This is a genomic window from Aquabacterium sp. (genome assembly GCF_004297345.1).
Taxonomy (GTDB): Bacteria; Pseudomonadota; Gammaproteobacteria; order Burkholderiales; family Burkholderiaceae_C; genus Aquabacterium.
On the sequence record NZ_SCTN01000134.1, the window covers coordinates 1 to 25,857 of the forward strand.

Here is a 25,857-nt window from a genome sequence, read left to right on the forward strand (position 1 = left end):
GTATATAATCTAAGTCTTCGCTAGATAACCAGTTCTAGCGGTCTTCGCAAGAAGATGCCAGGTGCGGGCTCCTAGCTCAGTTGGTAGAGCAGCGGACTCTTAATCCGTTGGTCGACAGTTCGAATCTGTCGGGGCCCACCAAAATTTAAAAAGGACTTGTCGAAAGACAGGTCCTTTTTTCTTTGGTGCCTTCGCTGCCTGCTTCAGGCTTCATCCCCATTGCGTCTTGCCGATATAGCGATGTCGACCGTGTTTGCGGTCCGTCTGTCGTGCTTCGTCGAAGCGAGGATGTCATCATGGGGAACCCGTCCTTACTACAAGTGCTTTTAAAGCCAGGCATGCGGCTCATGCGCATCCTGCCTTACAGAGCCAAGCGCTTGCTGCTGTACGTGCTGCTGGTGGTGCCAACCCTGGGCATGAGTTGGTGCGCTTTGTCATTCGCGCCGGCAGACAAGCAGGGCGTGATCTTGTTGTCGGGCGGTGTCGTTGCTGTCCTGGCGCTGTATCTGGGTGGCAGCATGTTGCGCAACACACACGGTGCCATGCGCGTGCTGCAAGCCTCCGTGGCGCAACTTGCTGCGGGTGATTTTGCGACACGCATCCGCCTTCGTGCCACGGATGAGCTGGCTGAAATGGGCAACTCGCTGGATCAGACCACGGGTCACATCTCTCAGATGGTGTCCGACATTCGCAGTAATTCGGCCATGGTGGCTCAGGCAGGCATCAAGTTGGCAGATGACACGCAGGCCTTGGCCGATCGCACCGATGCCCAGGCCAGACGCCTGGAGCAAACCGCCACCCATGTGCGAGACATCAACCATGCCTTGAGCGCCAGCGCGGCCAGTGCGACGTCCGTGGATCAGACGATGTCGGATGTGCGTCAGATGGCGGAGGATGGCGGCGTGGCGGTCAACAGTGCTGTTGCCTCTGTGCTCGATATTCAGAGCAGTTCGCGTCGGGTGCAGGAAATCATTGGCGTGATCGAAGGGATCGCGTTCCAGACCAACATCCTGGCGCTCAATGCGGCAGTGGAAGCCGCGCGGGCAGGGGAGCAGGGGCGCGGCTTCGCCGTGGTGGCCGCTGAAGTGCGCTCGCTCGCGCAGCGCAGTGCTACCGCGGCCAAGGAAATTCGGCAACTCATCGGGGAGTCGGTGCAGCACGTCGAAACGGGTGTCGCCCAGATCAACGGCACGCACGAAACCTTCGAGCGCATCGTCAACGGCATCCGGTCTGTGGCGACTGAAGTGCGAACCATCGCCGCATCGTCGCAGGAGCAAAGCGCTGCGTTGGGCGAGGTGGCACAAGCCGTGGCGCAGCTTGACGAGATCACGCAGCAGAATGCGCGCATGGTGGAGCAGGCATCTCACAGTTCCACGCAGTTGAGCGAGCGCGCGCATCGTCTTGCCGAGGCGGTGGAGTCATTCCGTTTGCGTCAGGGCAGTGCAGATGAGGCCATGTCCCTGGTGAACAAGGCTGTTGCGCTTTACAGGTCGCATGGCCAGCAGGCGCTGGGCATGATCACCAGCGATCAAAAGACCTTCATTGATCGCGACATGTATGTGTTTGCCTTTGATCGACAAGGGCGTTATCGAGCCTTTGCCGGCAAGACAGACAAGGTGGGCTCAGCCGTGCGCGACAACCCGGGCGTGGATGGCGATCGACTGGTCCGCGAGGCGTTTGACCGGGCAGCCCATGGTGGCGGCTGGGTGGACTACGCGTTCACGAATCCCCAGACGGGTGTGGTCGACCTCAAGACCTCCTATGTCGAGCCCGTGGCTGACGACCTGCTCATCGGTTGTGGCGTGTACAAGGCCCGAGGGCAATCGGCTACCGATCTGGTGGCGGCACTGGCGCCACGCGTCATCCGATCCGAGCAACGGCAAGTGCTGGGGGTATCTGCTCGCAAGGGGCGGGGCAGGTCGGCAACTCGTGTGGCCACAAGCGGGATCAAGCCTGCCCGCGCATCCTGACGATCACTGGCCGGGCTTGATCGGCTTGCCCGCTTCCCGACGGCGCAGTGCCATTTCGCGGCCCATGCCTTGCAGGTCCCATTCGGCGATCCGCGCTTTGGCTTCCGGGTAGATCAGTGACTCTTCCAGCGCCATGTGATCCTGATACAGCGCCTGGAACACGGGAACGGCGTGCGCAAGCTGGTCAATGTTGAACCAGTTGTAGCCCGCAGCGATCGATTCGAACTGAGGGGCCAGTTCCAGCCAGTCTTCTTCGATCCAGCCGTGATCCTGCTGCAGGCGCAGCGTGTGGCGCACGAGTTCGTCGTCGCCGCTGTTGATCAGTGCAGGGAAGACGTGCCGTTCTTCATCCAGGTGATGCTGACGCGCCGTGTTCATGAAGAACAGGAAGATGGCGCGGGCCATTTCCTGGGTCTTGCCATCGACGCCCTTGTCTTGCAAGTGAACAACCAGATCACCCATTTGCTGCAGGGCCGTCACCATTTGCTGATGGCAGGCATCCAGCACGTCAAAAGGTTCGATCGCGCGGCCTCTGGGGATGCCGGTTTGTGTGGAAGAGGTTTGAAGTACGGCAGACATGGTGGGCTCCTGCGTCAGGTTGCTGGGCGCGTGAGAGATATCACTGAGTTCGATTCTCGACACCTGCAGCAGGTCGGATTTGCGCTAGGTCAATCCATGCACCGAGCACCCTCATCCCCGGGTTGTACCGCCTTTTCTTGATGTGGGGCAAGCCTGTGACGTGGGTGTGTATGTGCGGCAATTGCTTGCAAAAGTGCTCATTCAGGGCGCTTCGCCATGAAGTCCTTTGAGCTGAAGCAATAGACGGGGAGGGAAAGCCCTTGAGAAGGGGGAATCCCTTGCTTGTGCTTCGAATCTAGGGGGTGGGTTTGCGCGTATTCGCGTCGAATTTCGAGTAACCGAAACGGGTTACCCCTCATTTCGAGCGAGTTGGGACGCGTTCGAATGTGAATCAACAACTCGCTGATGCCCCATCACTGAATTGTGTGCCACGTTGATTCGCCGTATTTACCAGAGGAGCAAACTCATGAAGATGTCTTTCGCTATCCGCTCGTTGGCTGTCACGACCATGCTGAGTGCAGCCGCCGTTTCTGCCCACGCTGATTTGAAGATCCCGTTCGGATGGACGCAGTCCAACTCGGTTCAGAAGTTTCCTGCAAAAGTGCTGGAACTGTTCGACCTGGTGTACCTTGAAATCAATGCCAAGGGCAATGCCACGTCGCTTAACGATGTGCCTCACGTGCCTGTTGTGCAAAGCGAGTTGGCTGTGCCCAAGGCGCAGTCGTACTCCCTGCCTGTGACGGAGATCGTGATCGGCAGCAAGCTCAATATCGCGGCAGGTTCCGCCATCGGTTCGGCGCTGGAGTTCCGTCGTGCGCTGGATGACGGCAGCTATGTGGGTGTCACGCTGGCCAACTTCACGCTGAACTACGTGACCAAGAAGGTCTGGTGCGATGCCAAGGCCTCTGGTGCGGTCAGCAAGCACATCGCCGTTTATGACTTCCATGTCGCCACGCCTTTGGCTCTCAAGTACAAGTTTCCTTTGACCGTGACTGGTCATGAAGTACTGGACAAGTTGATGATCACGGCAGACGGCAAGCAGGTGTTTACCGATGGCCTCCAGTTGGAGCCATGGGCTGCTGCCGCGCTGAATGAGGACATGGGCACGCTGACCCAGGACATCAGCACCAACATCCGCAAGCCTGCACTGAAGTCGACCAAGCCGTACGTGCCGGCCATGTAATGCGGGGATGAAGCGATTGCGCTGGGATGGCGGTGGACCTGGGAGGGTCAGCCCAACGCTTTCGCAATTGTGTGCCTGGGCACGGTGGGCCTGGGCACTTTTACATCGAACCAGCTTCGCACGTCGGCATCCAGCTCGACGCCATGCATGAAGTTGTAGATCGCCTTCTTGAGTGCGCGGCCCATGGCGTTGTGGTCCACGCCCGTGGGGTCGATGAAGCCAACATCGTTTTTCGCAAAGTTGCCGGGAGGCAGCGCTTGCAGTGTGATCCCGTATTCATCGGGGTTCTGCCCAACGGGCGAATGCACGGTGCAGGCAAAGCGGTGGAAGAAGCCGCTCTGGATGCAGCCGTTCTCAAAGAGCTGACGCACGTACTCCAGCGCATCAACCGTGTCTTGCACCGTTTGCGTGGGGAAGCCATACATCAGGTAGGCATGTACCAGCACACCGGCTTCAGTGAACGAGCGCGTCACGCGTGCCACTTGTTCTACGGACACGCCTTTTTTCATCAGTGCCAGCAGGCGATCTGATGCGACCTCCAGCCCGCCCGAGATGGCGATGCAGCCGCTGTCAGACAGCAGCTGGCACAGCTCGGGCGTGAAGGACTTTTCAAAGCGGATGTTGCCCCACCATGAGATCTGAAGCTTGCGCTTGATGAGCTCTTGCGCCAGCGCGCGCAGGGCTTTGGGTGGCGCGGCCTCGTCTACGAAATGAAAACCGGTCTGGCCTGTTTCCTTGACGATGGCCTCGATGCGGTCGACCAGGATCTCGGCGTTGGCGTTTTCGTAGCGCGAGATGTAATCCAGGCTGACATCGCAGAAGCTGCATTTCTTCCAGTAGCAGCCGTGTGCAATGGTCAGCTTGTTCCAGCGGCCATCAGACCACAGGCGGTTCATGGGGTTGAGCATGTCCAGCAGGGACAGGTACTCATCTACGGGCAGGCCATCCCAGGTGGGCGTACCGACTTCGGCAAAGGCGATGTCGGGCTCTTGCCAGTTCTGGTACTTCACGGTGCCTGTATCGGCATCGCGCATGAAGGTGCGCACCAGGCGCTGTACCGAGCGTTGGCCTTGCAGGTGTTCGATCAAGGCGAGCAAGGGGCGCTCGCCGGCGTCGAGTGACACGAAGTCCACGAAGTCGAACACCCGGGGCTCGGCCAGTTCTCGCAGCTCGGTGTTGACGAAGCCGCCGCCCCAGCCAATGGCGATGTGAGGTGCATGGGCCTTGATGGCCTGGGCGATGCGCAAGGCTGCGTAGACGTTGCCAGGGAAGGGCGTGGACAACAGCACCAGCGTGGGCTGATGGCGCTCGATGGCTTCAATGGCCAGGGCCTGCAGCGTGCGGTCGATCAGATTGGGCTCGGCCACCAGGGCCTGGGCCAGCGGGTCGAAGCTGGGCTGGCTGGTGGCCAGGGATTCGGCATAGCGCACGAACTGGAAGCGTTCGTCCACGGCATCGCGCAGCACATCGGCCAGGTCATTGAGGTAGAGCGTGGCCATGTGCTTGGCTCGGTCGGCCGTGCCCAGCGCGCCGAAGGCCCAGGCCAGGGGCTCGTCGCCCTCTTCGCCAACGGTGTAGCTGTCGATGGACGCGAAGCGCGGGCCTTCAGGCAGGAAGCTGCGGTTGCAGATGCGGTGCGCCAGCGTGGGGTCGCGGCCTTGCAGAAAGCGCAGTACCGGGCCGATGGTGCGTTGGTACTGCTCGAACTGCTCATCAAACGACTGGGTGGCGGGCGTTTGGCGTTTGCGTGGCAGGGCCAGAACCTGTTCGCGCAGGGCTTGCAGGCCTTCTGCCGAGAGAAGCTTGAGCACCAGCTTGAGGGCGAGGTCTTCTTGGAAGGCCTCGATACCACGTGAGCGCAGGAAGCCCGTGAGGTAAGCCGTCGAAGGGTAGGGCGTGTTGAGCTGCGTCATCGGGGGGATGATCGACAACACGCGGGTGGAGGCTGTTTGGGGCGACTGGGACGGCTGGGCTGGCATGGGGTCGAATTGTGCCAGCGAGGTGGCTTTGTGCCGTTGCTCGCTGGTTCGTTGGCGCCTGGTTTGCTCACATATCAGTGTGGATCAAATGTCTGGAGAACCACTTCCCAGCGCATCAAGCAATTTCTTGTTGTTCATCTTGCGCGCATAGTTCATTGCACTGACGCCCTGAAAGTAGACGCTTGAGTAGTTGACACCCCACTTTTTCATCAGCCTGATCCCCTGTGGATCGTTGGTGAAAACGGGAAGCAGCGCTACAGGCACAGCTTGCTCACCAACCGTGGCGGTGGGGTTGGCGCCGACCTTGATCAGTCTGCCTGCGGTGTCATATTCGTGATCTTTGACGGCATAGGCTAGTGCCGTCATGCCATCGTTGTCTTTCTGGTCCACCATTTCCCCGGCTTTCACCAAAGAGGTCGCAGCTTTCAAGGTGACAACGCTTGACCCCAGGCGGTAGAAAAGTCTGGAACCAACAGGGAAGTACACCCGCGCACGGTTTATGTATTCGAGGCGCTTGGCCTCACTGGCGCGAGACCACTTCATGTAATACGCCATACCAAGGGCCTCTTTCGAACTGTTGAATTGACAGTCCGACGGGTTTGCATCCTTCAGCAAGTCAATGGCGACATCGGGATCATCTTTCTCCTGCACGGCAAACAAGGCATAGCTGACAACATGGCAACTATCTTCTCCAAAATCGCGCACTCTGTTTTTGTGTAGTTTTTCAAGAGCGTCCAGATCGTGTTTGCCTTCGTAGATGGCTATCAATTTCTCGAATGCATCAGCGCGAGCACGATCGTATGTGTCATGCGTAGGCGGGTGATTGATTGCCTTTTGGTACATCTTGATGGCAGCCTCGGTTTGCCCCTGCATCATCAATAGTTCGCCCCAGTTGGACCAAAGCCAAAGATTAGGTGGATTTGACTGAGATGCACTTGTGAAATCCTTTTCCGCGTCTTTATAGTGCCCCTGGTGCGCGGACACGTAGCCTCTCAGAATGAGGGCATTCACACTGGTGGAATCAATGCTCAATGCCGAGTCAAGGTATCGTCTGGCTTGATGCAGGCCTTCTGGCCCCCAGTTGGTTTTCATGGCGACTCTGGCCATTTCGATGTATGCGCCAGTTATCTTTCCGTTTTTTAGTAGCAGGCGCTCCAGCAAGGTTCTGGCGTCAAACAATGACTCCCTGGTGCCCTCATCAATCAATCGTACAGCGTTGGCAAGGGACGTCGATGGACCGTCATTCCGTATGCTCCGATCTGCCTCCCAAATTTGTCTGTCTGGCCACTTGATGGTTTGCTTGATCACCTTTTTGATTTCATAGGGGCGTCCATCATCCTTGAGTCCTTTCAATGTGGCTACGACCCATTCCGTTTGAACCTGTTTGTGAGTTCGTTCAACGATGTTGAGTTGGGTGTTGTAGCTATCTGAGAAGACGTCAGGTCGAACCAATTCAACCGTATAGGATCGCGCGCGCTCATTTGGATTCACAGGCACTGGGGCCGTGAAAAAAGGCCCCGTTGGTGATGATGTCGCTGACGCATTTATCGTCAGCAGAGGCGGGAAGCGTTTGGCCGCCATGGCAATCTCGCATGTCGCTAGCCAGCGCCCGTCAGCATCTTGTGTCACGATCAACCGCGAGATGGCATCTTCATTCCGGTTGATTGTGTCGTCGTTCGCCCCGGATGCCGTACTGCTTGGCCCGGGTGTCGGCGGGTTGGCGATTTGAGCCCGCACGGACATCGACGTGAGCGCCGTCATGATCAGCCATGCGCAACATGCGCGGATACCAATTTGAAATTTCACAACCGTCCCTTTTTGATCGTTGGCGTTCCATTTGATCTGGCATTCTAGGCATCATGAAGTGCTAGGTTCATGGTTGATCGCGGTGATTTCCGTTTGTCGTGGCTCACGTTCTGGCGAGCATCGCAAGGCAGCCCCGCCAAGGGCAGGGCCACCAACGTGAAGCCTGGCCACAGGCCGACTCAGACTCCGCCTTGCGCTCCCCTGACGAAGCGCTTCAAACCATCACAAGAAGCGCTCAAGCAACTTCCGCGAATGCTTGTCCAGCGCCAGCCGGTCTTGCACCATGAAGCTCACACCATGCCCGCCCGTGATCAGCAAGCGGCCTTCACCCAGTCGGCGGATGTCGTCTTCGGTCTTGAGCACAAAGTCGGTACGACCTCGGTCTGTACTGACAGTCCAGGTGCTCGGCGTAGAGAAGGTAGAAACAGCCTCGATGGCTCTGATCACCGGCGCGAAATCGCGGCTGGCCAGTTCTTCTTCCAACAGCAGGCGCATGGCTGACGGCAGGCCACTGATGCGATCCACCCAGGCCAGCTCATGCCCATCCGGGCTCACGATGGACAGGCCCTCGTCAGGCGCCGCAATCGGAAAGGCGCGCACGGGCACCACGCCTACATGCGCCTGGCCATCGGCGCCAGTGAACACGAGTCGGCCAAAGGCATTGCGTTCGAGAGAAAAGTTCGGGGTGCTCATGATGGACTCAGCTTTCTCGTCATTCCGCATCGATCAAGGCGTCTTGCTCGGCCTTGCGAGCCTGCGCCTCATACAGGCGCCAGTAAGCGCCTTGCTTGGCCATCAACTCGTCATGCGGGCCCACTTCAACCACCTGGCCACGGTCCATTACCACCAGGCGATCGGCCTTGCGCAGCGTCGACAAGCGGTGCGCGATCGCGATCGTCGTGCGGCCTTGCACCAGGTTGTCCAGCGCCTTCTGGATTTCCTTTTCGGTCTCGGTGTCCACAGATGACGTGGCCTCATCGAGGATCAGGATGCGCGGGTTGATCAACAGCGCACGTGCGATCGAAATGCGCTGGCGCTCACCACCCGACAAGCCCTGGCCACGCTCGCCCACCAGCGAGTCATAGCCTTGCGGCAAGCGCAGGATGAACTCGTGTGCATGGGCCGCACGCGCTGCAGCCACGATCTCTTCGCGGGTCGCGTCTGGTTTGCCATAAGCGATGTTCTCGGCAATCGTGCCGAAGAACAGGAAGGGCTCTTGCAGCACCAGGCCGATGTGCTTGCGGAAGTCCGATACGCCGATGCGGCGCACGTCCACGCCATCGACCTTGATGGCGCCGTCCGTCACGTCATAGAAGCGGCAGATCAGGTTGACCAGCGTGCTCTTGCCCGAGCCACTGTGGCCCACCAGGCCAATCATCTCGCCGGGCTTGATCTCCAGGTTCAGGCCACGGATCACCGAGCGGCTGCCATAACGAAAGCCGATGCTCTCCATGGTCAAACCGCCTTGCAGATTGTTCAGCTTGACCGGGTTGGTGGGCTCGGGCACGTTCGAGACGTGATCCAGGATGTCGAAGATGCGCTTGGCGCCGGCAGCCGCCTTTTGCGTGACCGACACGATGCGGCTCATCGAATCCAGGCGGCCATAGAAGCGGCCGATGTAGGCGATGAAGGCCGTGAGCACACCCACGGTGATCTGCTCTTTGGAGACCAGCCAGATGCCGAAGCTCCAGACCACCAGCAGGCCGATTTCCGTCATCAGCGCCACGGTGGGCGAGAACAGCGACCAGGTCTTGTTGAGCTTGTCGTTGATCTCCAGGTTGTGCAAGTTGGCATCACGGAAGCGCTTGGATTCGCGGTGCTCCTGCGCAAAGGCCTTGACCACGCGGATGCCGGGAATGGTGTCGGCCAGCACATTGGTGACCTCGCCCCACACGCGGTCGATTTTCTCGAAACCGGTGCGCAGCTTTTCTCGCACAAGATGGATCATCCAGGCGATGAAGGGCAGGGGGATCAAGGTGACCAGCGCCAGCCAGGGGTTGATGGAGAACAGGATGATGGCCGTCATGCCGATCATCAGCACATCGGTGGCGAAGTCGAGCGCATGCAAGGACAGGAACACGCTGATCCGGTCGGTCTCGGAGCCGATGCGCGACATCAGATCACCCGTGCGTTTGCTGCCGAAGTAGTCCAGCGACAGGTTGAGCAGGTGGTCAAACGTGGTGGTGCGCAGGTCGGCGCTGATGCGTTCGGACACCAGGGCCAGCAGGTAGGTGCGAGCCCAGCCCAGGCCCCAAGCGAGCAGGGCCGAACCCAGCAGGCCGCCCATCAGCATGGCCACCAGCCATGGGTCGATGCTGCGTGTGGTCTGGAAGGGGATCAGCACCTTGTCCATCAGCGGGATGGTCAGGTAGGGCGGCACCAGTGTGGCGGCCGTTGAAGCCAGGGTCAGCAGGAAGCCGGCCAACAGTTGCCCTTGATATGGCTTGGCGAAGCGCCACAGGCGCAGCAGCACCCAGGTCGAGGGGGGCGTTTGCAATTCGCGTGTGCAAACCGGACATTCATCGCTGTCCGGCGGGAGCTGGGCCTTGCAGGTCGGGCACTGGGTGCTGTCGTCCTCTTCAGGCGCTTGTCCGGTTTTCAGGGTGAGCTGGCGGCGCTCGAACTGTTCCAGCAGACGCAGCACCTGCACCTGAACGTCCAGCGTGAAACGCCAGAATGCGAGGCGCTGATTCGCATCGTGCAATTCCAGCGTGCCGACGCCCGCGTGATCGTGTTGACGCAACTGCAGATCCGGTGTCAGCGGCCAGCTTTGCCAGGCGGTTTCTCCTGCGGGCCGGGCCAGCAAACGCCGCTCGGTCAGCACGATAGGGGACGCTTCGAACCGAAGTTGAGCGTCCAAGTCAACCTCCAGCCGACTCAATACGTTTTCATCTGAGGCCAGCGGCAATTCTGCTCTGGTCGGGTCTTGATCGGCATGATGCCTGTGGGCGTCAACTGGATGGTTTTTGTGCATGGTTCGGTACTAACGCGTGAGGGCACCTGTTCGGATGACCTGCGAGCGGAACCCGCCATTTTCCCTCATCGCCCGGCGATGGAGGGCGTTAAGCAAGGCACAATATCGGGTTTACCCGATTCCCCAGCCGGTCCCACTGACCAAACGGACGCTTTACCCCCGCTGGACATGAGCAAAAAGAACGACATCAAGCTGCTGCGCATCAACTACCTGCGTGGCCCCAATATCTGGACTTACCGTCCGGTGCTGGAAGTCTGGCTGGACCTGGGCGAGCTGGAGGATTTCCCTTCCAACAAGCTGCCCGGCTTCAATGATCGCCTCACGAAGCTGATGCCGGCGCTGGTCGAGCACCACTGCGGCGTGGGCGAGCGGGGCGGTTTCATCGAGCGTTTGACTGAAGGCACTTGGGCCGGGCACATCCTGGAACACGTGGTCATCGAGTTGCTGAACCTGGCGGGCATGCCCACCGGTTTTGGCCAGACCCGCAGCACTTCACAGCATGGCGTTTACCGCATGGTTTTCCGTGCGCGTGATGAACAAGTCGCCCGTACCGCCCTGAAAGAGGGCCACGCCTTGCTGATGGCCGCGATCAACGACGAGCCTTTCGATGTGGACAAGGCGGTCGAAGAAGTCCGCACCCACATCGACGATTACTACCTTGGCCCCTCAACTGCGGCCATCGTGGGGGCCGCGACCGACCGTCGCATTCCCCACATCCGCCTCAATGATGGCAACCTGGTTCAGCTGGGTTATGGCGCCGCCCAGCGGCGCATCTGGACGGCCGAGTCCGACCTGACCAGCGCGATCGCTGAAGGAATCTCCCGCGACAAGGACCTGACCAAGAGCCTGCTCAAGTCCTGCGGTGTGCCGGTGCCGGAAGGCCAGATTGTCAATTCGGCGGACGAGGCCTGGGAAGCCGCTGAGGACATCGGCGTGCCCGTGGTGGTCAAGCCGAGCGACGGCAACCATGGCCGGGGCGTGTCGCTGGATTTGAACTCGCGTGAAGACGTGGAAGCGGCCTTCAAGCTGGCCGAACAGCATGGCTCCGAAGTGCTGGTCGAGCGCTACATCCGTGGCGACGAGCACCGCATCCTGGTGGTCGGCGGCAAGGTCGTGGCAGCGGCTCGTGGCGAATCCGCCTGGGTGACGGGCGACGGCAAGTCCACCGTGGTCGAGTTGATCGACCTGCAACTCAATACCGACCCTCGCCGTGGCCTGACGGAAGACTTCCCGCTCAACCGCATCAACATCGCAGAAGATGAAGTGGTGCTGCTGGATCTGCAACGTCAGGGCCTGACTGCGCAAGCCGTGCCCGCCGAAGGCCGTCGCGTGCTGATTCAACGCAATGGCAACGTCGCGCTGGATTGCACCGATGACGTCCATCCCGATGTGGCTTATCTGGTTGGCCTGGCTGCCCGCGTGGTGGGCCTGGACATCGCCGGTGTGGACGTGGTGGCCGAAGACATCTCCAAGCCCTTGCTGGCGCAAGGTGGCGCGGTGGTGGAAGTCAACGCAGGCCCTGGTCTGCTGATGCACTTGAAGCCGGCAGAAGGCTTGCCACGCCCGGTTGGCAAGGCCATCGTGGATCACCTGTTCGATGAGGGTGCGTCTGGCCGTGTGCCCATCATCGGCGTGGCCGGGTCACAAGGCACCAGCAACATCGCTCGCCTGACGGCCTGGCTGCTGCACCTGAGCGGCAAGCACGTGGGCCTGGCGTGTCGTGAAGGCCTCTACCTGGGTAGCCGCCGCGTTGAAGCGGGCGACCGTGCCAACTGGGACGCTGGTCAACGCTTGCTGATGAATCGCGAGGTCAACGCGGTCGTGCTGGAAAACGGTGCGGCCAGCATCCTCAACGACGGCCTGGCTTATGACCGCTGCGCCGTGGGCGTGGTGACCGATCTGCTGGGTGCGGAGGCACCTGTCGATCAGACCCTGGCTGAGCACGATATCCACGAGACCGGGCAGATGTTCAAGGTGCTGCGCACCCAGGTGGACGTGGTGCTGCCCGATGGCGTGGCGGTGCTCAATGCCGCAGACGATCGTCTGGTCGAGATGGCTGATCTGTGCGACGGCGAAGTCATCTTCTACGATCTGGATCACCACAACCCGGCCATGGTGGCGCACCGCGCCAAGGGCGGCCGCACCGTGTCGATCGAGGGGCACCACGTGCTGCTGACGCACAACGGCTATATGCCCGTGCGTTGCGCTGATCTGAACAGCGCCGCGGCGCGTCGCATGATCGGCGCAGGCAGCGATCACGCCATCCCCGGCTCCAGCGTCAAGTCGCTGCTGGCCGCTGTGGCAGTGGCCTGGGCTTTGGGCATCCCGCCCGAGCTGATCGCCGCAGGCCTTGAAACCTTTGATCCTTCTCCCAAAGCCGTTCGCTGAACGGTGCGCTCAAACAAGAGAATACGCTGATGGACGTTTCACGCATCAGGGCCCTGCGCGGTCCCAATCTCTGGAGTCGTCACACTGCCATTGAGGCCGTTGTGTCGTGCGAACCCCAAGAGCGCGCCATTGACCAGTTGCCTGGTTTTGAAGACGCCTTGCGCAAGATCTTTCCTTCGCTGGGGCCTCTGCGTCCCGATGGCCGCCCTGGGCAGATCAGCCTGGCCCATGTGCTGGAAGCCTCCGCGCTGGCCTTGCAGGCGCAAGCCGGTTGCCCGGTGACCTTCAGTCGCACCGCGCAGACGGTCGAGACTGGTGTCTACCAGGTCGTGGTGGAGTACAGCGAAGAGCAGGTTGGCAGGCTGGCTTTCGACAAGGCGCAGGCCTTGCTGCAGGCTGCGCTGGCTGGTGGTGAGTTCGATGTGGAAGCCGCACTGGCCGAACTGCGCGAACTCGATGAAGACGTGCGTCTGGGCCCTTCAACCGGTTCCATCGTGACGGCCGCTGCCGCACGTGGCATCCCATGGCGCCGCTTGACCACGGGCAGCCTGGTGCAGTTCGGCTGGGGCTCCAAGCAGCGCCGCATCTGGGCCGCCGAGGTGGACGACACCAGCGCCGTCTCCGAATCGATCGCGCAAGACAAGGACCTGACCAAGCGCCTGCTTGCCGCAGCCGGTGTGCCCGTGCCCATCGGTCGCCCGGTCAATGATGTGGATGATGCCTGGGCGGTGGCGCAAGAGATCGGCCTGCCGGTCGTGTGCAAGCCGCAGGACGGCAACCAGGGCAAGGGCGTGACGGTCAACATCACCAGCCGTGAACAGCTGGAGATCGCTTTCAAGGCCGCAGCCGATATCGGCGATGTGATGGTTGAAAAGTACCTGCCCGGCAACGACTTCCGTCTGCTGGTTGTGGGTGACAAGCTGGTGGCAGCTGCCCGTCGTGATCCGCCTCATGTGATCGGCGATGGCGTGCACACGGTGCGCGCGCTGGTCGATAAGGTGAACGCCGACCCGCGCCGCGGCGAAGGTCATGCCACCTCGCTGACAAAAATACGCTTTGATGACATCGCCATTGCGCGTTTGTCTGATCAGGGTCTCAAGCCTGAAACGGTGCCTGAAAAGGGCCGCCGCGTCATTCTGCGCAACAACGCCAACCTGTCCACCGGCGGTACCGCCACCGATGTGACCGATGACGTGCATCCCGAGGTGGCGGCTCGCGCCATTGCCGCTGCCCAGACCATCGGTCTGGAAATCTGCGGCGTGGATGTGCTGGCCGAAAGCGTGCACAAGCCGCTGGAAGACCAGAACGGCGGCATCGTGGAAGTGAACGCCGCACCTGGTCTGCGCATGCACTTGTCGCCTTCCTACGGCAAGGGGCGCAATGTGGGTGAAGCCATGGTGGCCAAGCTCTACAAGCCCGGTGACGATGGCCGCATTCCCGTGGTGGCCGTGACCGGCACCAATGGCAAGACCACGACCGCTCGCCTGACCGCGCACCTGCTGGCCACCAGTGGCCTGCGTGTGGGTATGACCAACACCGATGGTGTCTATGTGAACGGCCGTCAGATCGACAGCGGTGATTGCTCCGGCCCCAAGAGCGCCCGCAATGTGCTGATGCACCCGGATGTGGACGCCGCCGTGTTCGAAACCGCCCGTGGCGGCATCCTGCGCGAAGGCCTGGGTTACGACCGCTGCCAGACCGCTGTCGTGACCAACATCGGCGCTGGCGATCACCTGGGCTTGAACTACATCACGACCGTCGAAGACCTGGCCGTGCTCAAGCGCGTGATCGTGATGAACGTGGCGCCCAACGGCTATGCCGTGCTCAATGCCACGGACCCGATCGTCACGGCGATGGCGCCCAAGTGCCCCGGCGGCATCATTTACTTTGCGGCTGATCCGCACAACCCGGTGCTGACGGCGCATCGCGCCCAAGGCAAGCGCACGCTGTGTGTGGATGGCGACGCCATCGTGGTGTCCGAGGGCAACTGGCGCGAAAGCCTGCTGCTGCGTGATATTCCCATCACGCGCAATGGCAGCATCGGCTTCCAGGTCGATAACGTCATGGCAGCCATTGGCGCGGCCTGGAGTTCTGGCCTGGACTGGGACACCATCCGCCGTGGTCTGGCCAGCTTCGTCAACGATGCGGACAACGCCCCCGGTCGCTTCAATGTGATGGACTTCCGCGGTGCCACCGTGATCGCCGACTATGGCCACAACCCGGATGCCATGCGTGCCCTGGTTGCTGCTGTGAATGCCTTGCCGGCCAAGCGCCGCTCGGTGGTCATCAGCGGTGCGGGCGATCGTCGTGATGAAGATATCCGCGAACAGACGGCCATTCTGGGGGATGCCTTCGATGATCTGATCCTGTTCCAGGACGCCTGCCAGCGTGGCCGTGAAGACGGCGAGGTTTTGAACTTGTTGCGTGAAGGCCTGGCCAAGGCGCAACGTGCTCAGAAGGTCGATGAGATCCGCGGTGAATTCGTGGCCATCGACGTGGCGTTGGATCGCCTGCAACCCGGCGACCTGTGCCTGGTGCTGGTCGATCAGGTGGAGGAGGCCCTGGCTCATCTGGCCAAGCGTTGCGAGGCCTCTCAACAGGCAGCTTGATCCGCCATTGCTGAATGGAAGGCTGATGCGGCCGGGGTGTGCGAAATGTGCACCCCGGCCGCGTGCTTTTCTGGGAGATCAAGCCCACAGCACATGGCTGGTGCCATGATGGCGGGATTGCGACAGCGGAGTCCCGAGCATGCTCAGAGCCTTGTCTGATGACGCCCTGCAAAAACTGCTTCAAGAGGATGCGCCATATGGCGATCTGACCACGGTGGGGCTTGGTCTGGGCGACATGCCTGGCCGCATCGTGATGGCGGCACGCCAGCCCATGACGGTGTGCGGCGCGGAAGAAGCCGCTCGCTTGTTCGAGCTGTGCGGGGCGGTGGCCACCGTGATCACCCCCTCAGGCCGGCACGTGTTGGGGGGCGCCGAGTTGATCAGCGCCCATGGCCATGCATCGACCTTGTTGCTGGCCTGGAAGGTGGCGCAGACGTTGATCGAATACACCAGTGGCATCGCCAGCGAGGTGGCGCGCATGGTGACCGAGCTGCGCGCGGCAGGGCACAGTCAACCGGTGGCCTGTACGCGTAAGACCTTTCCCGGTACGCGCGCGCTGTCTGTCAAGGCGGTACTGAGTGGCGGGGGCATCATGCACCGCATGGGCTTGTCCGAGACGATGCTGCTGTTCCCTGAACACCGCGTCTTCCTGGATGCGAGCACCGACGACATGGTGGGCCGCTTGCGCAAATACCAGCCTGAGAAGCGGCTGGTGGTTGAAGTGGGCAGCATGCAGGAGGCTTTGGCCATGGCCACATCGGGGGCGGATGTGCTGCAATTGGAGCGCTTCACGCCTGAGGCTGTGAGGCAGTGCAAGGTTGCATTGCACGCCAGCCGTCTGCACCCCACGCTGGCCGTGGCGGGTGGCGTGAATGCCAGCAATGCCGTGTCCTACGCTGATGCCGGCGCCGATATCCTGGTGTCGTCGGCGCCGTATCACGCACCACCACGCGATGTGGAGGTGCGCTTCTCTCGTGACGTTTGATCAGCTTGCGTCGCTGCCGCGACGGCCCGGGCGGTGGGGACGATCACCCCGGTGATCCTTGACGGCGTCCTTGCATTCGGCAGAGACCTCATCCTTGTGCTCTTTCAGGCAGGCTGCGATGCGACCACCGCCAGGCTGGATGCCTTTGCACAGTGTCTTGGCGTCTTCCTTGCAGGCATCACGGACGCCGTCGGCTGCTTGTGCAGCGCCCAGACCCAGGGTGAGAGACAGGGCCGCCAGGCCCAGCAGAGTGGATGGATGCAGTTTCATGATGATGTGTCCTTGTTGCGCTGTCGTTGGGGAATCAGAATAAATCAAGGTTGGGCCTGGCCGCTCAGCCACGCTGCCCGAATGAGTCGTCCGCAATCCACTGATTGCACGGCGGGCTTCTGGTCCGGGTCATCGGAGCGCAGGCCGCTGCGGTCTTCGCGTGCCAGCACGCCGTAGAAGGTCTTGCTGGCGTCGATCCAGGGGTAGAAGCCGAAAGCGCCGGGGCTGCTGAAGGCGCCGTCACCCACCTTGGGATCGTCTTCAACCCAGTGGCCAATCGAGTAGTGCCAGGTTTCGGTTTGAGGGATCGGCGTCTTGACCGCCTCATTGGGACAGGTGGCCGGGTTCGTGCACACCGCGTGCGTACCCAGCAGGGCGCCGATTTGCAGATCGTTCTTGAGCACGGCGCGCAGGAAGCGGCTGTATTGGGCTGCCGTGCCCACACCGCCTCCGGCCAGCTGGGCCTGGCTGTAGCTGATGTCCCAATCCGGCCCGATGGGGCGCAGGCCGTGTTTGATGGCAGTTGCCAGTTCATCCTTGTTGAACATGCCCAGCCCCATCAAGGTGGCATGCTTTTGCATGTGGCCGCCGCTGTAGTCGAAGAGGCCTTCCGTCTGGGCGTCGATGCGGCCCCGGCCATTGAGCAGGCTGGACTGGCACTCGCCGACCGTCTGGCCGGGCAGGCAGATGCGGAAATGGGTGTAGCCGCTCTCGAATGTCAGAAAACGGATGTCTTCGTCCGTGAGCTTGCCTTGGCGTTCTTGCGCCACGTAGGCGCCATAGAGCCACTTGGAGGCCGATGCAAGGGCCATCTGAGTTTGTGCGCCGGGTGCCTTGTCGCCAGCCTGGCCAGCTGCAAGCGCGCGCTCCGCGTTGCCGACCTCCCAGAAGAAGGGCTGAGCTGCTTTGCAGGCTGCCGCGTCGTTGGCCGTGCTGCGTGCTGCCTCGGCGCGTTGCGGCAAGGGGATGCGGCCTGCGATGTCTGTGGCGTGCCCGGTCAAGGCGGTGAGCAGTCCGACAGTGCCCAGTGTGAGTGCGCGCATGGCATGTTCCTTTTGTCGTGGCCGGCGGATGGTGCGCCGGTGTGTTGGGGGTGCGAAGCGACTGTGTCGCAAACGCAGGCCGCGCACCAGACTGACAACGTGACATCCATGGCAAGCGATGACAGCGCTATCCGGCTTTGTCACCGCTTGTCATGATTTTGAGCCCGCACGCGTGACGAGGGCGCATCGGCTGGATGGCACCGGCGCCTATCATTCACACAGAATTCACGCAGACACAGCCCTGACAGACCGTGAGCAACATGAGCGACGCAGCCCGAATCCTGATTGCCGATGATGAAGCCGATTTGCGCAGCCTGTTGCAGCGCTACCTGGGCGAGCAGGGCATGCAGGTGCGCGCGGCCGCCGATGCCGCAGCGGCGGAGAAGCTACTGGCGCGGGAGCGTTTCGATGTGCTGGTGCTGGATGTGATGATGCCCGGCGAGGACGGGCTGTCCTTGTGCAGGCGCTTGCGGGCGCAGGGCGAAACGGTGCCGATCCTGATGCTCACGGCCCGGGGCGATCCGGTTGACCGCATTGTGGGCCTGGAAATGGGGGCGGACGACTACCTGCCCAAGCCCTTCCTGCCTCGTGAATTGCTGGCACGTGTGCAGGCCATGGTGCGCCGACAGCGCATGCTCGGGGCACATGGCGGCCCATTGGGCGAGGAGCCGGTTTCCTTCGGGCATTTCCAGTTGCTGGCGGCACAGCGCCGCCTGTTGCGTGATGGCGAGGACGTGGCGCTCAGCTCGGTGGAGTTCAACCTGCTCCACGCGCTGGTCATGAACGCCAACAGGCCGTTGGGGCGCGACCGCCTGATCGAGTTGACCCGGGGGCGCGATCACGAGGCTACCGATCGCAGCATCGACGTTCAGGTGATGCGTTTGCGCCGCCTGATCGAGACCGATCCGTCCAGCCCGCGCCATATCCAGACCGTCTGGGGCGTAGGCTACGTGTTTGTGCCCCATCCAGACAAGGCCGGCGCATGACCTGGCTGCCTCGCTCGCTGTTCCATCGCAACCTGCTGCTGATCGTTGTCCTGATCATCGTGGCGCAGTTGAGCAGTGCCGGCTTGTTCCGCGAACTGGTGATGAAGCCGCGTGTCCGTCAGGCCGCATTGAGCGCGGCCAGGCACATTCAGTCTTTGCAGGCAGGCCTGGCTGGATTGCCGCCGAATCAACGTGAGCCATTCGTGGCGCGGATGAATGTGCAGGAGCAAGCCGCCTTGCGACAGGAGCCGGATACTGATAACCGCCCCCCTGATGAACAGCGCCTGACGGCCTTGGAGCAGGTCTATGTGGACCAGATTGCGCAGTCGCTGTCCGTGCGGTCTGCTGAGTTGGGCTGGCGGCGCGAGCAAGGGCGCATCCTGGCCGTGCAGGTCTCGTTGGATGGCGTGCCGTATTGGTTGACGGTGCCTGGTCTTGTTCCGGGGCATGCCTTGTCCCGCGCCTGGGTGTGGGGATCGATCGTGTCGGCCTTGCTGGCCATCGGCGGTGCGTGGCTGATACAGCGCAGGCTCAATCAGCCCTTGAATCGCGTGATGGAGGCGGCCCGAGCCTTGGGGCGTGGCGAGCGCCCGCCGGTATTGCCGGAAGAAGGTCCGGCGGAAATCGTCACGGTGGCCCGTGGCTTCAATGACATGGCGGCCGATCTGGCGCGCCATGAGCGGGAGCGGGCGCTGATGCTGGCGGGCCTGTCGCATGACCTGCGTACGCCCTTGACCAAGATCCGGCTGGCGACCGAGATGCTCAAAGGGCAAGGCGACCCCGCACTGTTGAGCAGCCTGGATCGCAGCATCGACGGCATGGCGCACCTGCTCGTGCAGTTCATGGATTTCACGCGGGCCAGCCACGGCGCCAGCGATGTGCAGCCAGGGCAACTGGCAAGCGTCGATGTGAACGATGTGGTGCGTGAGGTGGTGGCCATGTGCGTGCTGGACGGTGCCATCGCCGATGACATACGCCTGCAATTGGCCAACTTGCCGAAGATGTCTTTGCCTGTCCAGGCCTTGCGCCGCGCCTTGACCAATCTGGTGGTCAATGCACAAAGACATGGCCGGCCGCCGATTGAGGTACATACCCGTTTGAGCGGAGAGGCCTTGTTCATCGAGGTGTTGGACCGGGGCCCGGGCATCGCGGCCCATCTGCTCGATCATGTCAGGCAGCCCTTTGCTCAGGGCAACGAGGCCAGGTCGCATCAGGATGCCGGCGCAGGGCTGGGGCTGGCCATCGTCGAGCGCATTGCCAAGGCGCATCACGCCAGCCTGGCCTTGCTACCGCGAGACGGCGGCGGGCTCACGGCCCGTTTGAGCTGGCCGCTTGTGCTGGGCGATGGTGCTCAATAGTTGATCGCGTAGCGGTAGCTGCGGTACTTGAACACGGCGGATTTGAGCCGGATCTCTTCCAGTACCAGGCCTTGATAAGGTTGGTCGCCTTCGTGGAAGACCTGGCTGTTGATGATCAGCATGCGGCTGGAGGGCGTCTCCGAATACATGGCGCCACCAATGACCAATTGGGGCAAGTCTCGTTTCACATCGTCGGGCAGTTCGTTGATGCTCGGCACGCGTGCACCGCCAGGGGCTTGCGCTGAGGTGGGTTTGCCGTTGTTGGTCTGCAAGGGTGGGGCGGCCCGTGGTGCCATGGCGCGAGTGGGCTCGTCGTCAGCAGATGGTGGCGCAGGTGGCGGTGGATAAGGCACCGCGTTGCGGGCAAGGTCCGAGGCGTGTTGCGGGGGAGCGGCCGGAGGCGCCATTCTGGCGGCCATATCTGGCGTGGCGGCAAGTGGCTGCGCGCCGGCAACCGGTGCCGGCTCTCGCGTCAACAGTTGCCAGCTCAACACGGCAATCAGGCTGATGCCCACGCCGGCACCGACCCACACAGCAGGCCCGATGGCCTTGCTGGCGCTGTTGTCGTCATCTTCAACCTGCCCCAGCGCTTGCGAGTGCAGGCCCGGCACCGTGCCACGCTCGCGCTCGGCATCGGCCTTTTTGAGGGCATCAAGGATGTAGGACATCGTTTCGTCTCGCGATTGACGGGCTGTTCTGGCCAGGTTGGCCTGTCTGCAGGCGGGGTTCCTCCGTGCCAATCGCTCGGTTGATCAGCATGAAGGTGGTTGCACCCACGACCCCATCCGGTTTGAGCCCCTGCGCCATCTGGAAAGCGTACACCCGCGACTGCATGGCCGCATCAAAAACCTGTTTGCCGCTTGGTGCGGCGCTCTTGTCGATCTTGCTCAGTTGAACGGCAAGCCAATCGACCACGGGGCCCGTGTTGCCTGGCAGGATCTTCATCCTGAATTCAGGCGGCGTGCGCCAGAAGGTGGTGAAGTCACCGCGCCACATGCTGGCCAGTGTGCTCAGCGGCAAGGCGTAGGCGTGGCCTTCGAATTGCAGCAGGGCGGTCTGGTCCTTCACGCCGATCAGCAAGGCGTAGATGGCTTGATTGTGGTCGTCATGCAGGTTCAGGATGACAGGCCGCTCCAGCTGGCGGATCAAGGCCAGGCCACCACTGTTGCGGAAGCAGGCCAGGCTTTGCTGTTGCGCCTGCGTGCAGGCATCGCCGCCTTCGCCAAGCGTGACCTGCCACATCGGTGCCAGGGCGCGCAGCGCGTCCTTTTCCTTGCGGAAGGCCGATTGATAAACCATGTGGGCATCAATGGGCGGCGCCGCGAGCAAGGTGCTCATGGTGCCGCCAGGCATGGGTGCCGACGACGCTGCCTGCTGTGCCGAGGCTGCCGGACGTGCTGGTGTGGCGGCACTGGGTGCATCCTTGCTCGCCAGCTTGTTGGTCTGCCCCTTTTGACGCTGATGCAACCAGGCCGCGCCGCCAATACCGGCCATCGCCGCGAACAGCATGCCGCCTGCAAGCCAGGGCATCCAGGGTTCCTGTCGGCGCTTTTTGCGCCTGACGCTGTCAAGCTGGCTATCGGCTGCAGCCGGTTTGGTGGCGTGCTGCGACGCGCTGGGTTTGGCAGTCTGGAAGACTTCCTGCGCCGCCTTGTCCACGATCTGGCGGTCTACCTTGCTCTTGTTCTCCACGTAGGCGCCGAGCAGGGCCCGGTCACATAGCAGGTTGATGCGGCGAGGCACGCCGCCTGTGAGCTGATGGATGCGGCGCACCGCCTTGCTGTCAAACAGCCGGCCTCGCTTGAGCCCACCAATCGACAGCCGATGCTGGATGTATTGCCCGGTCTCCTCTTCTGACAGCGCTGCCAGGTGGAAATGCGCGATCACGCGCTGGGCCAGTTGCTCCAACTCCGGTTGTGCCAGCATGGTGCGCAGTTCGGGCTGGCCGATCAGCATGATCTGCAGCAGCTTGCGTTCGCTGGTTTCCAGATTGGTCAACAGGCGCAGTTGCTCCAGCACATCGGGCGAGAGATTCTGGGCTTCGTCGATGATCAGGACGTTGTTCTGCCCGACAGCGTGCGTCTTGAGCAGGAACTCGTTGAGCGGGTCGACGTAGTCCTTGATCGTGGCCTGGCCGGGGCCCTGGTGCTCGTAAGGGATGCGGAACTCGTCGCACACCGATTTGAGCAACTCGGCCACGGTCACCTTCGGGTTGAAGATGTAGGCCACATTCGTGCGGCGCGGGATCTGCTCAAGGAAGCAGCGGCAGACCGTGGTCTTGCCCGCGCCGATCTCGCCCGTGAGCACCACGAAACCGCCGCCGCCACCCACGCCATACAGCAGGTGAGCGAGCGCCTCGCGATGGCGTTCGCTCATGAAAAGGTAACGCGGGTCGGGCGCGATCGAGAACGGCGCCTGTTTCAGGCCGAAATATTGCGCGTACATGGGTCAAGCATAGCCGCAGAGCGGCCCGGTCCGTGACAGTGGACATCCCGCCACAGGCGGACAGGGTTCACAGGGGCAAAATGAAGTGTCAACGCTGATCGACACATGCCTCATCCACGTCACCCCGTTCCCCATATTGCGCCGGACGGCCCAGGTGCCGCCACCTATGTGGTGGACACCAACGTCATCCTCGTGGCCAACGGTCAGCACAAGGGGGTTACCCAGGACTGCGTGCGGCGCTGCGGCCTGTGGCTGGACGCCTTGATGGCATCCGGGCGCGTGGCGGTGGACGAGGGCTTCGAGATCGTGCGTGAGTACCAGCACAAGACCCACGCCAGCAATGGCCAGGGCAAGGGTGATGCCTTTTTACGCTGGTTGCTGCATGAACTGGACAACCCTGCGCGATGCGATCAGGTTGCCGTGAGCACGCATGCTGCGCGAGGTTTCGATGCCTTCCCGGACGACCCGGCCCTGGCTGCGTTCGATCTGGCCGATCGCAAGTTCGTGGCCGTGGCGCGCACACATCCGGAGGCTCCCGTGATCCTGCAGGCAGCGGATTCCAAATGGCTGGACTGGTCGCCTGCCTTGCTGCTGCACGGGGTGCGTGTTCAGTTCCTGTGCGATGCAGAGTTGCATCAGTTCCACATCCACAAGTTTGGCCAATGAGGTCCGAGCATGAATGAGTTTTTCCGTTTCCCTCACACGCCGCACATCGCCTGGTTGTCTCAAGGTTCGCCGCGCGATGACAAGGTGCTGGCGCCCGAAGAGATCAAGGCCTTGCTGGATCAAGATGTGGTGGTCGAAGAAAAGCTGGATGGCGCCAACATGGGCATCTCCTTCAATAGCGAGGGCGTGCTGCATGTGCAGAACCGCGGGCAGTATCTCAACAAGCCCTACGGCGGCCAGTTTGCGCGCCTGGATGAGTGGCTGGTGATCCGCGAGGACGCGCTGTTCGATGCGCTGGGCGACCAGCTCATGCTGTTTGGCGAGTGGTGTGCGGCCAAGCATTCGCTGGACTACGAAACCCTGCCGGACTGGTTCCTGGCCTTTGACGTGTATGACCGCGCCACAGGTCGTTTCTGGAGTACGCGTCGCCGCCATGAACTGGCGGGCAAGCTCCAAATCAGGGAGGTGCCTCGCGTGAGCCAGGGGCAGACTTCACTCAAGCAGTTGACCGACTGGGTCAATGCCCATCGCAGTCATTACCGTGATGGCAATCTGGAGGGCGTCGTCGTCCGTCACGAAGACGACGATTGGTTGATCAACCGAGGCAAGCTGGTCCGCCCCGACTTCGTGCAGAGCATTGAAGAGCACTGGCGCAGCCGTGCCTTGCAGTGGAACCGCATCACTTGGGATGCGGGCGAACAGGCCTGAGCCCATCCACAATCAGATTCAAGGATGAGATCAAGGTGGCCTCAGCCTGGTTGACGTCCACCTGCCATTGCGGCAACTGGCCATCTACCTGCATGCGGGCCAGACCATAAGCCAGTGCACGCAAGGCCAGCGCGAACTCGGGTAGCGGGCCTGTGGGCAGCTCACCGGCCTCTTGCGCTTGCGTGACCAGCTTCAAGGTGATCTGGCGCACGGCATCGAAATGCACGGGCAGGCTCGCCGAACTGTCGAACTCGAACAGCCGGCGCGACGACACTAGCTTGAATTGCGTCGGGTTGTGCAAAGCCCATTGGATGAAGGATCGGCCCAATGTCTTGAGCCGGGCAAGTGGTTCAGGCGGTGCGGCCAGCAGATCTCGCTCGACCCTCAGCCTCAGGCGCATGGTGGCTTCTTCGGCTACCGCCGTCATCAGCGATTCCCGGTTTGGGAAGTGCCGAAACGGTGCCCCTGATGACACACCCAGGCGGCGGGCGACTTCGCGCACGCTGATGATGTCCTTGCCTGTTTCTTCGGCCACGGTCACGGCCATGTCGACCAGGGCTTGCCTGAGTTTGCCGTGGTGGTAGGGGCGTTTCGTGTTGTTCATCTCGTGGTGTGCATGAACCTGCTGGCCGTGTGATGTGGGGATTGAAATTGTGCAATGTAAGCAGTGCGTATTTTGCTTGGTGCCGCGAAACCTGGCCACCTAGGATCCTGTCGAGATCCAAGGCGAAGGCAGCAATCAAGGAGCAAAGTCATGCAAAGTCAGAATGAGCGGGGGGCGCAAGAGGCGCGCGCAAACAGCAACGAGAAGGTCAAAACTGGCGAGTTGATGGCCATGGATGACGCGCGATGGCGAATCTGGCTTGCGGGTGCTTTGGCCTTGGGTGCCATGACCCTTTGCTGCTTGTTGTGGGCGCCAGGCATAGAAGGCGTGCGCCTGCTGATTCGAGCCACAGCACGCACGTCGCTGCTGTTTTTTCTGTTGGCCTTTACGGCTCAAGCGGCTGCGCAGACCTGGCCAGGTGCTTGGTCGAACTGGCAGCGGCGTCATCGTCGCCAATGGGGCTGGCTATTGGTGACTTCGCACGGCCTGCACGCAGCGGGCATCATCGGCCTGGCAGCGATGGCGCCGGATCTGTTCGCATCTTTGTCACCGCCTGTGCAACGCGTCGGGCCGGGCGTGGCCTATCTGTTCATCATCCTGATGGGCTTGACGTCATTCGACCGCACTGCAGCGTGGCTGGGGCGCGTCTGGTGGGCGCGTTTGCACACCTGGGGCCTGCACTACCTGTGGTTCAGCTTTCTGGTGGCCAATGGCAAGCGCGTGGCGGCGCATCCCGAGTACGCTTTGCCGACGCTACTGCTGCTGGCCGCTTTGGGCTGGCGCCTGTGGTGTCAGCGAAGCAAGGTGTTCAAGGCTGAGCCAGCCAGCGCTGGGCCAGCTTGATCCACAAGGTCGCTCCCAGCGGGATCAGATCATCGTTGAAGTCATAGCTGGGGTTGTGCAGCATGCAAGGCCCCAGGCCGTGGCCGGCTTCACGATGGGTGCCGTCGCCGTTGCCGATCACGAAGTAGGCGCCAGGCTGCGCCTGCAGGAAGAAGCTGAAGTCTTCTGCACCCATGGTGGGTTCGAACTCCAGCACCTTGTCGGCGCCAGCCACCTCGGCCATCACCTGACGTGCGAAGGCCGTCTCGGCAGGGTGGTTGATCGTGGGTGGGTAGTTGCGGCTGAACTCGAAATGTGCGGTGGCGCCGTAGGCGGCACTCACGTGCTGCGTCATCTCGCGCATGCGGGTTTCGATCAGGTCGAGCGTGTCGTTGGTGAAGGTGCGCACGGTGCCCTGCATCGTCACCGAATCGGGGATCACATTGGTTGCTTCACCCGCCTCGATCATCGTTACCGAGATC

General features: G+C 61.7%; 21 protein-coding genes and 1 tRNA gene. 11 read left to right on the top strand and 11 right to left on the bottom strand.

Translation table 11 applies throughout. The annotated features are described in order from the left end of the window. Positions 1-65: 65 nt before the first annotated feature. Positions 66-141 (top strand) — tRNA-Lys (locus tag EPO09_RS04185). Positions 142-347: 206 nt separating this feature from the next. Then, entirely contained in the window at positions 348-1,970 is a 1,623-nt protein-coding gene (locus tag EPO09_RS04190; protein ID WP_290640488.1) for a methyl-accepting chemotaxis protein, read from the top strand. Between the two features lie 3 nt (positions 1,971-1,973). Here the strand turns inward: EPO09_RS04190 and EPO09_RS04195 are convergent, their stop codons facing one another. Next, positions 1,974-2,549: a hemerythrin domain-containing protein gene (locus EPO09_RS04195; RefSeq protein ID WP_290640490.1), complete on the bottom strand. Its 576-nt coding sequence runs from the start codon at positions 2,547-2,549 to the stop codon at positions 1,974-1,976. 466 nt (positions 2,550-3,015) lie between these two features. Between EPO09_RS04195 and EPO09_RS04200 the strand changes: the two genes are divergently transcribed. Further along, positions 3,016-3,732, top strand: a complete 717-nt coding sequence (locus EPO09_RS04200; protein ID WP_290640492.1) for a hypothetical protein — start codon at positions 3,016-3,018, stop codon at positions 3,730-3,732. Between the two features lie 47 nt (positions 3,733-3,779). Here the strand turns inward: EPO09_RS04200 and EPO09_RS04205 are convergent, their stop codons facing one another. The 4 genes from EPO09_RS04205 to EPO09_RS04220 all read right to left on the bottom strand — a co-directional run bounded on the left by EPO09_RS04205 (position 3,780) and on the right by EPO09_RS04220 (position 10,491). Next, entirely contained in the window at positions 3,780-5,645 is a 1,866-nt protein-coding gene (locus EPO09_RS04205) for a radical SAM protein (protein ID WP_290640494.1), read from the bottom strand. 150 nt (positions 5,646-5,795) lie between these two features. After that, a complete protein-coding gene (locus EPO09_RS04210; protein WP_290640495.1) occupies positions 5,796-7,517 on the bottom strand; it encodes a tetratricopeptide repeat protein in 1,722 nt (573 codons plus the stop codon). Between the two features lie 222 nt (positions 7,518-7,739). Then, the gene (locus EPO09_RS04215) at positions 7,740-8,210 is read right to left on the bottom strand and encodes a DUF1854 domain-containing protein (protein WP_290640497.1); all 471 of its coding nucleotides are present in this window, start codon (positions 8,208-8,210) and stop codon (positions 7,740-7,742) included. 19 nt (positions 8,211-8,229) lie between these two features. After that, positions 8,230-10,491, bottom strand: coding sequence for an ABC transporter ATP-binding protein (locus EPO09_RS04220; protein ID WP_290640499.1), 2,262 nt, complete (start codon positions 10,489-10,491; stop codon positions 8,230-8,232). Between the two features lie 168 nt (positions 10,492-10,659). On the opposite strand from EPO09_RS04220, the gene cphA (EPO09_RS04225) reads away from it, so the two are divergent. The 3 genes from cphA (EPO09_RS04225) to modD all read left to right on the top strand — a co-directional run bounded on the left by cphA (EPO09_RS04225) (position 10,660) and on the right by modD (position 16,473). Further along, positions 10,660-12,879 carry a cyanophycin synthetase gene (gene cphA / locus EPO09_RS04225; RefSeq protein WP_290640501.1) on the top strand — a complete coding sequence of 740 codons (2,220 nt, stop codon included), beginning with the start codon at positions 10,660-10,662 and terminating at the stop codon, positions 12,877-12,879. Between the two features lie 29 nt (positions 12,880-12,908). Beyond that, entirely contained in the window at positions 12,909-15,488 is a 2,580-nt protein-coding gene (gene cphA, locus EPO09_RS04230; protein ID WP_290640503.1) for a cyanophycin synthetase, read from the top strand. 139 nt (positions 15,489-15,627) lie between these two features. Beyond that, positions 15,628-16,473: a ModD protein gene (gene modD / locus EPO09_RS04235; RefSeq protein WP_290640505.1), complete on the top strand. Its 846-nt coding sequence runs from the start codon at positions 15,628-15,630 to the stop codon at positions 16,471-16,473. On the opposite strand, the gene EPO09_RS04240 is transcribed toward modD, so the two are convergent. Continuing rightward, positions 16,474-16,743 carry a cysteine rich repeat-containing protein gene (locus EPO09_RS04240; RefSeq protein ID WP_290640507.1) on the bottom strand — a complete coding sequence of 90 codons (270 nt, stop codon included), beginning with the start codon at positions 16,741-16,743 and terminating at the stop codon, positions 16,474-16,476. 44 nt (positions 16,744-16,787) lie between these two features. After that, on the bottom strand, positions 16,788-17,786 hold the full coding sequence (locus EPO09_RS04245; protein WP_290640509.1) for a hypothetical protein: 999 nt from the start codon (positions 17,784-17,786) through the stop codon (positions 16,788-16,790). A 260-nt stretch (positions 17,787-18,046) separates the two neighbouring features. On the opposite strand from EPO09_RS04245, the gene ompR reads away from it, so the two are divergent. Beyond that, a complete protein-coding gene (gene ompR / locus EPO09_RS04250) occupies positions 18,047-18,772 on the top strand; it encodes a two-component system response regulator OmpR (protein WP_290640511.1) in 726 nt (241 codons plus the stop codon). Next, complete coding sequence (locus EPO09_RS04255; RefSeq protein WP_290640513.1) at positions 18,769-20,130, top strand: ATP-binding protein; 1,362 nt, start codon at positions 18,769-18,771, stop codon at positions 20,128-20,130. The genes ompR and EPO09_RS04255 overlap by 4 nt, the downstream gene beginning before the upstream one ends. On the opposite strand, the gene EPO09_RS04260 is transcribed toward EPO09_RS04255, so the two are convergent. Then, entirely contained in the window at positions 20,124-20,798 is a 675-nt protein-coding gene (locus EPO09_RS04260; RefSeq protein WP_290640515.1) for a general secretion pathway protein GspB, read from the bottom strand. The two genes, EPO09_RS04255 and EPO09_RS04260, sit on opposite strands and share 7 nt — an antisense overlap. Continuing rightward, complete coding sequence (locus tag EPO09_RS04265) at positions 20,782-22,575, bottom strand: AAA family ATPase (RefSeq protein ID WP_290640517.1); 1,794 nt, start codon at positions 22,573-22,575, stop codon at positions 20,782-20,784. The genes EPO09_RS04260 and EPO09_RS04265 overlap by 17 nt, the downstream gene beginning before the upstream one ends. A 105-nt stretch (positions 22,576-22,680) precedes the next feature. On the opposite strand from EPO09_RS04265, the gene EPO09_RS04270 reads away from it, so the two are divergent. After that, a complete protein-coding gene (locus EPO09_RS04270) occupies positions 22,681-23,241 on the top strand; it encodes a hypothetical protein (RefSeq protein ID WP_290640519.1) in 561 nt (186 codons plus the stop codon). A gap of 9 nt (positions 23,242-23,250) precedes the next feature. After that, complete coding sequence (locus EPO09_RS04275; protein ID WP_290640522.1) at positions 23,251-23,949, top strand: RNA ligase family protein; 699 nt, start codon at positions 23,251-23,253, stop codon at positions 23,947-23,949. Here the strand turns inward: EPO09_RS04275 and EPO09_RS04280 are convergent. Beyond that, the gene (locus EPO09_RS04280; RefSeq protein ID WP_290640524.1) at positions 23,921-24,553 is read right to left on the bottom strand and encodes a TetR/AcrR family transcriptional regulator; all 633 of its coding nucleotides are present in this window, start codon (positions 24,551-24,553) and stop codon (positions 23,921-23,923) included. The genes EPO09_RS04275 and EPO09_RS04280 overlap by 29 nt on opposite strands. A gap of 150 nt (positions 24,554-24,703) precedes the next feature. Here EPO09_RS04280 and EPO09_RS04285 point away from each other — a divergent pair, with 150 nt between their 5' ends. Next, positions 24,704-25,396, top strand: coding sequence for a hypothetical protein (locus EPO09_RS04285; protein ID WP_290640526.1), 693 nt, complete (start codon positions 24,704-24,706; stop codon positions 25,394-25,396). Here the strand turns inward: EPO09_RS04285 and EPO09_RS04290 are convergent. Further along, positions 25,362-25,857, bottom strand: a 496-nt coding sequence (locus EPO09_RS04290; RefSeq protein ID WP_290640528.1) for a M20/M25/M40 family metallo-hydrolase, incomplete at its 5' end; no start/stop codon positions are given. The two genes, EPO09_RS04285 and EPO09_RS04290, sit on opposite strands and share 35 nt — an antisense overlap.

What these genes read in the sequence shown, in the direction of transcription:
- modD (WP_290640505.1), top strand. Translation starts at nt 15,628, where the DNA reads ATGCTCAGAGCCTTGTCTGATGACGCCCTGCAAAAACTGCTTCAAGAG.
- EPO09_RS04270 (WP_290640519.1), top strand. Translation starts at nt 22,681, where the DNA reads ATGCCTCATCCACGTCACCCCGTTCCCCATATTGCGCCGGACGGCCCA.
- EPO09_RS04280 (WP_290640524.1), bottom strand. Translation starts at nt 24,553, where the DNA reads ATGAACAACACGAAACGCCCCTACCACCACGGCAAACTCAGGCAAGCC.
- EPO09_RS04275 (WP_290640522.1), top strand. Translation starts at nt 23,251, where the DNA reads ATGAATGAGTTTTTCCGTTTCCCTCACACGCCGCACATCGCCTGGTTG.
- EPO09_RS04245 (WP_290640509.1), bottom strand. Translation starts at nt 17,786, where the DNA reads ATGCGCGCACTCACACTGGGCACTGTCGGACTGCTCACCGCCTTGACC.
- EPO09_RS04265 (WP_290640517.1), bottom strand. Translation starts at nt 22,575, where the DNA reads ATGTACGCGCAATATTTCGGCCTGAAACAGGCGCCGTTCTCGATCGCG.
- cphA (WP_290640501.1), top strand. Translation starts at nt 10,660, where the DNA reads ATGAGCAAAAAGAACGACATCAAGCTGCTGCGCATCAACTACCTGCGT.
- EPO09_RS04205 (WP_290640494.1), bottom strand. Translation starts at nt 5,645, where the DNA reads ATGACGCAGCTCAACACGCCCTACCCTTCGACGGCTTACCTCACGGGC.
- EPO09_RS04220 (WP_290640499.1), bottom strand. Translation starts at nt 10,491, where the DNA reads ATGCACAAAAACCATCCAGTTGACGCCCACAGGCATCATGCCGATCAA.
- EPO09_RS04195 (WP_290640490.1), bottom strand. Translation starts at nt 2,549, where the DNA reads ATGTCTGCCGTACTTCAAACCTCTTCCACACAAACCGGCATCCCCAGA.
- EPO09_RS04200 (WP_290640492.1), top strand. Translation starts at nt 3,016, where the DNA reads ATGAAGATGTCTTTCGCTATCCGCTCGTTGGCTGTCACGACCATGCTG.
- EPO09_RS04215 (WP_290640497.1), bottom strand. Translation starts at nt 8,210, where the DNA reads ATGAGCACCCCGAACTTTTCTCTCGAACGCAATGCCTTTGGCCGACTC.
- EPO09_RS04260 (WP_290640515.1), bottom strand. Translation starts at nt 20,798, where the DNA reads ATGTCCTACATCCTTGATGCCCTCAAAAAGGCCGATGCCGAGCGCGAG.
- EPO09_RS04190 (WP_290640488.1), top strand. Translation starts at nt 348, where the DNA reads ATGCGCATCCTGCCTTACAGAGCCAAGCGCTTGCTGCTGTACGTGCTG.
- EPO09_RS04255 (WP_290640513.1), top strand. Translation starts at nt 18,769, where the DNA reads ATGACCTGGCTGCCTCGCTCGCTGTTCCATCGCAACCTGCTGCTGATC.
- EPO09_RS04240 (WP_290640507.1), bottom strand. Translation starts at nt 16,743, where the DNA reads ATGAAACTGCATCCATCCACTCTGCTGGGCCTGGCGGCCCTGTCTCTC.
- EPO09_RS04285 (WP_290640526.1), top strand. Translation starts at nt 24,704, where the DNA reads ATGCAAAGTCAGAATGAGCGGGGGGCGCAAGAGGCGCGCGCAAACAGC.
- ompR (WP_290640511.1), top strand. Translation starts at nt 18,047, where the DNA reads ATGAGCGACGCAGCCCGAATCCTGATTGCCGATGATGAAGCCGATTTG.
- cphA (WP_290640503.1), top strand. Translation starts at nt 12,909, where the DNA reads ATGGACGTTTCACGCATCAGGGCCCTGCGCGGTCCCAATCTCTGGAGT.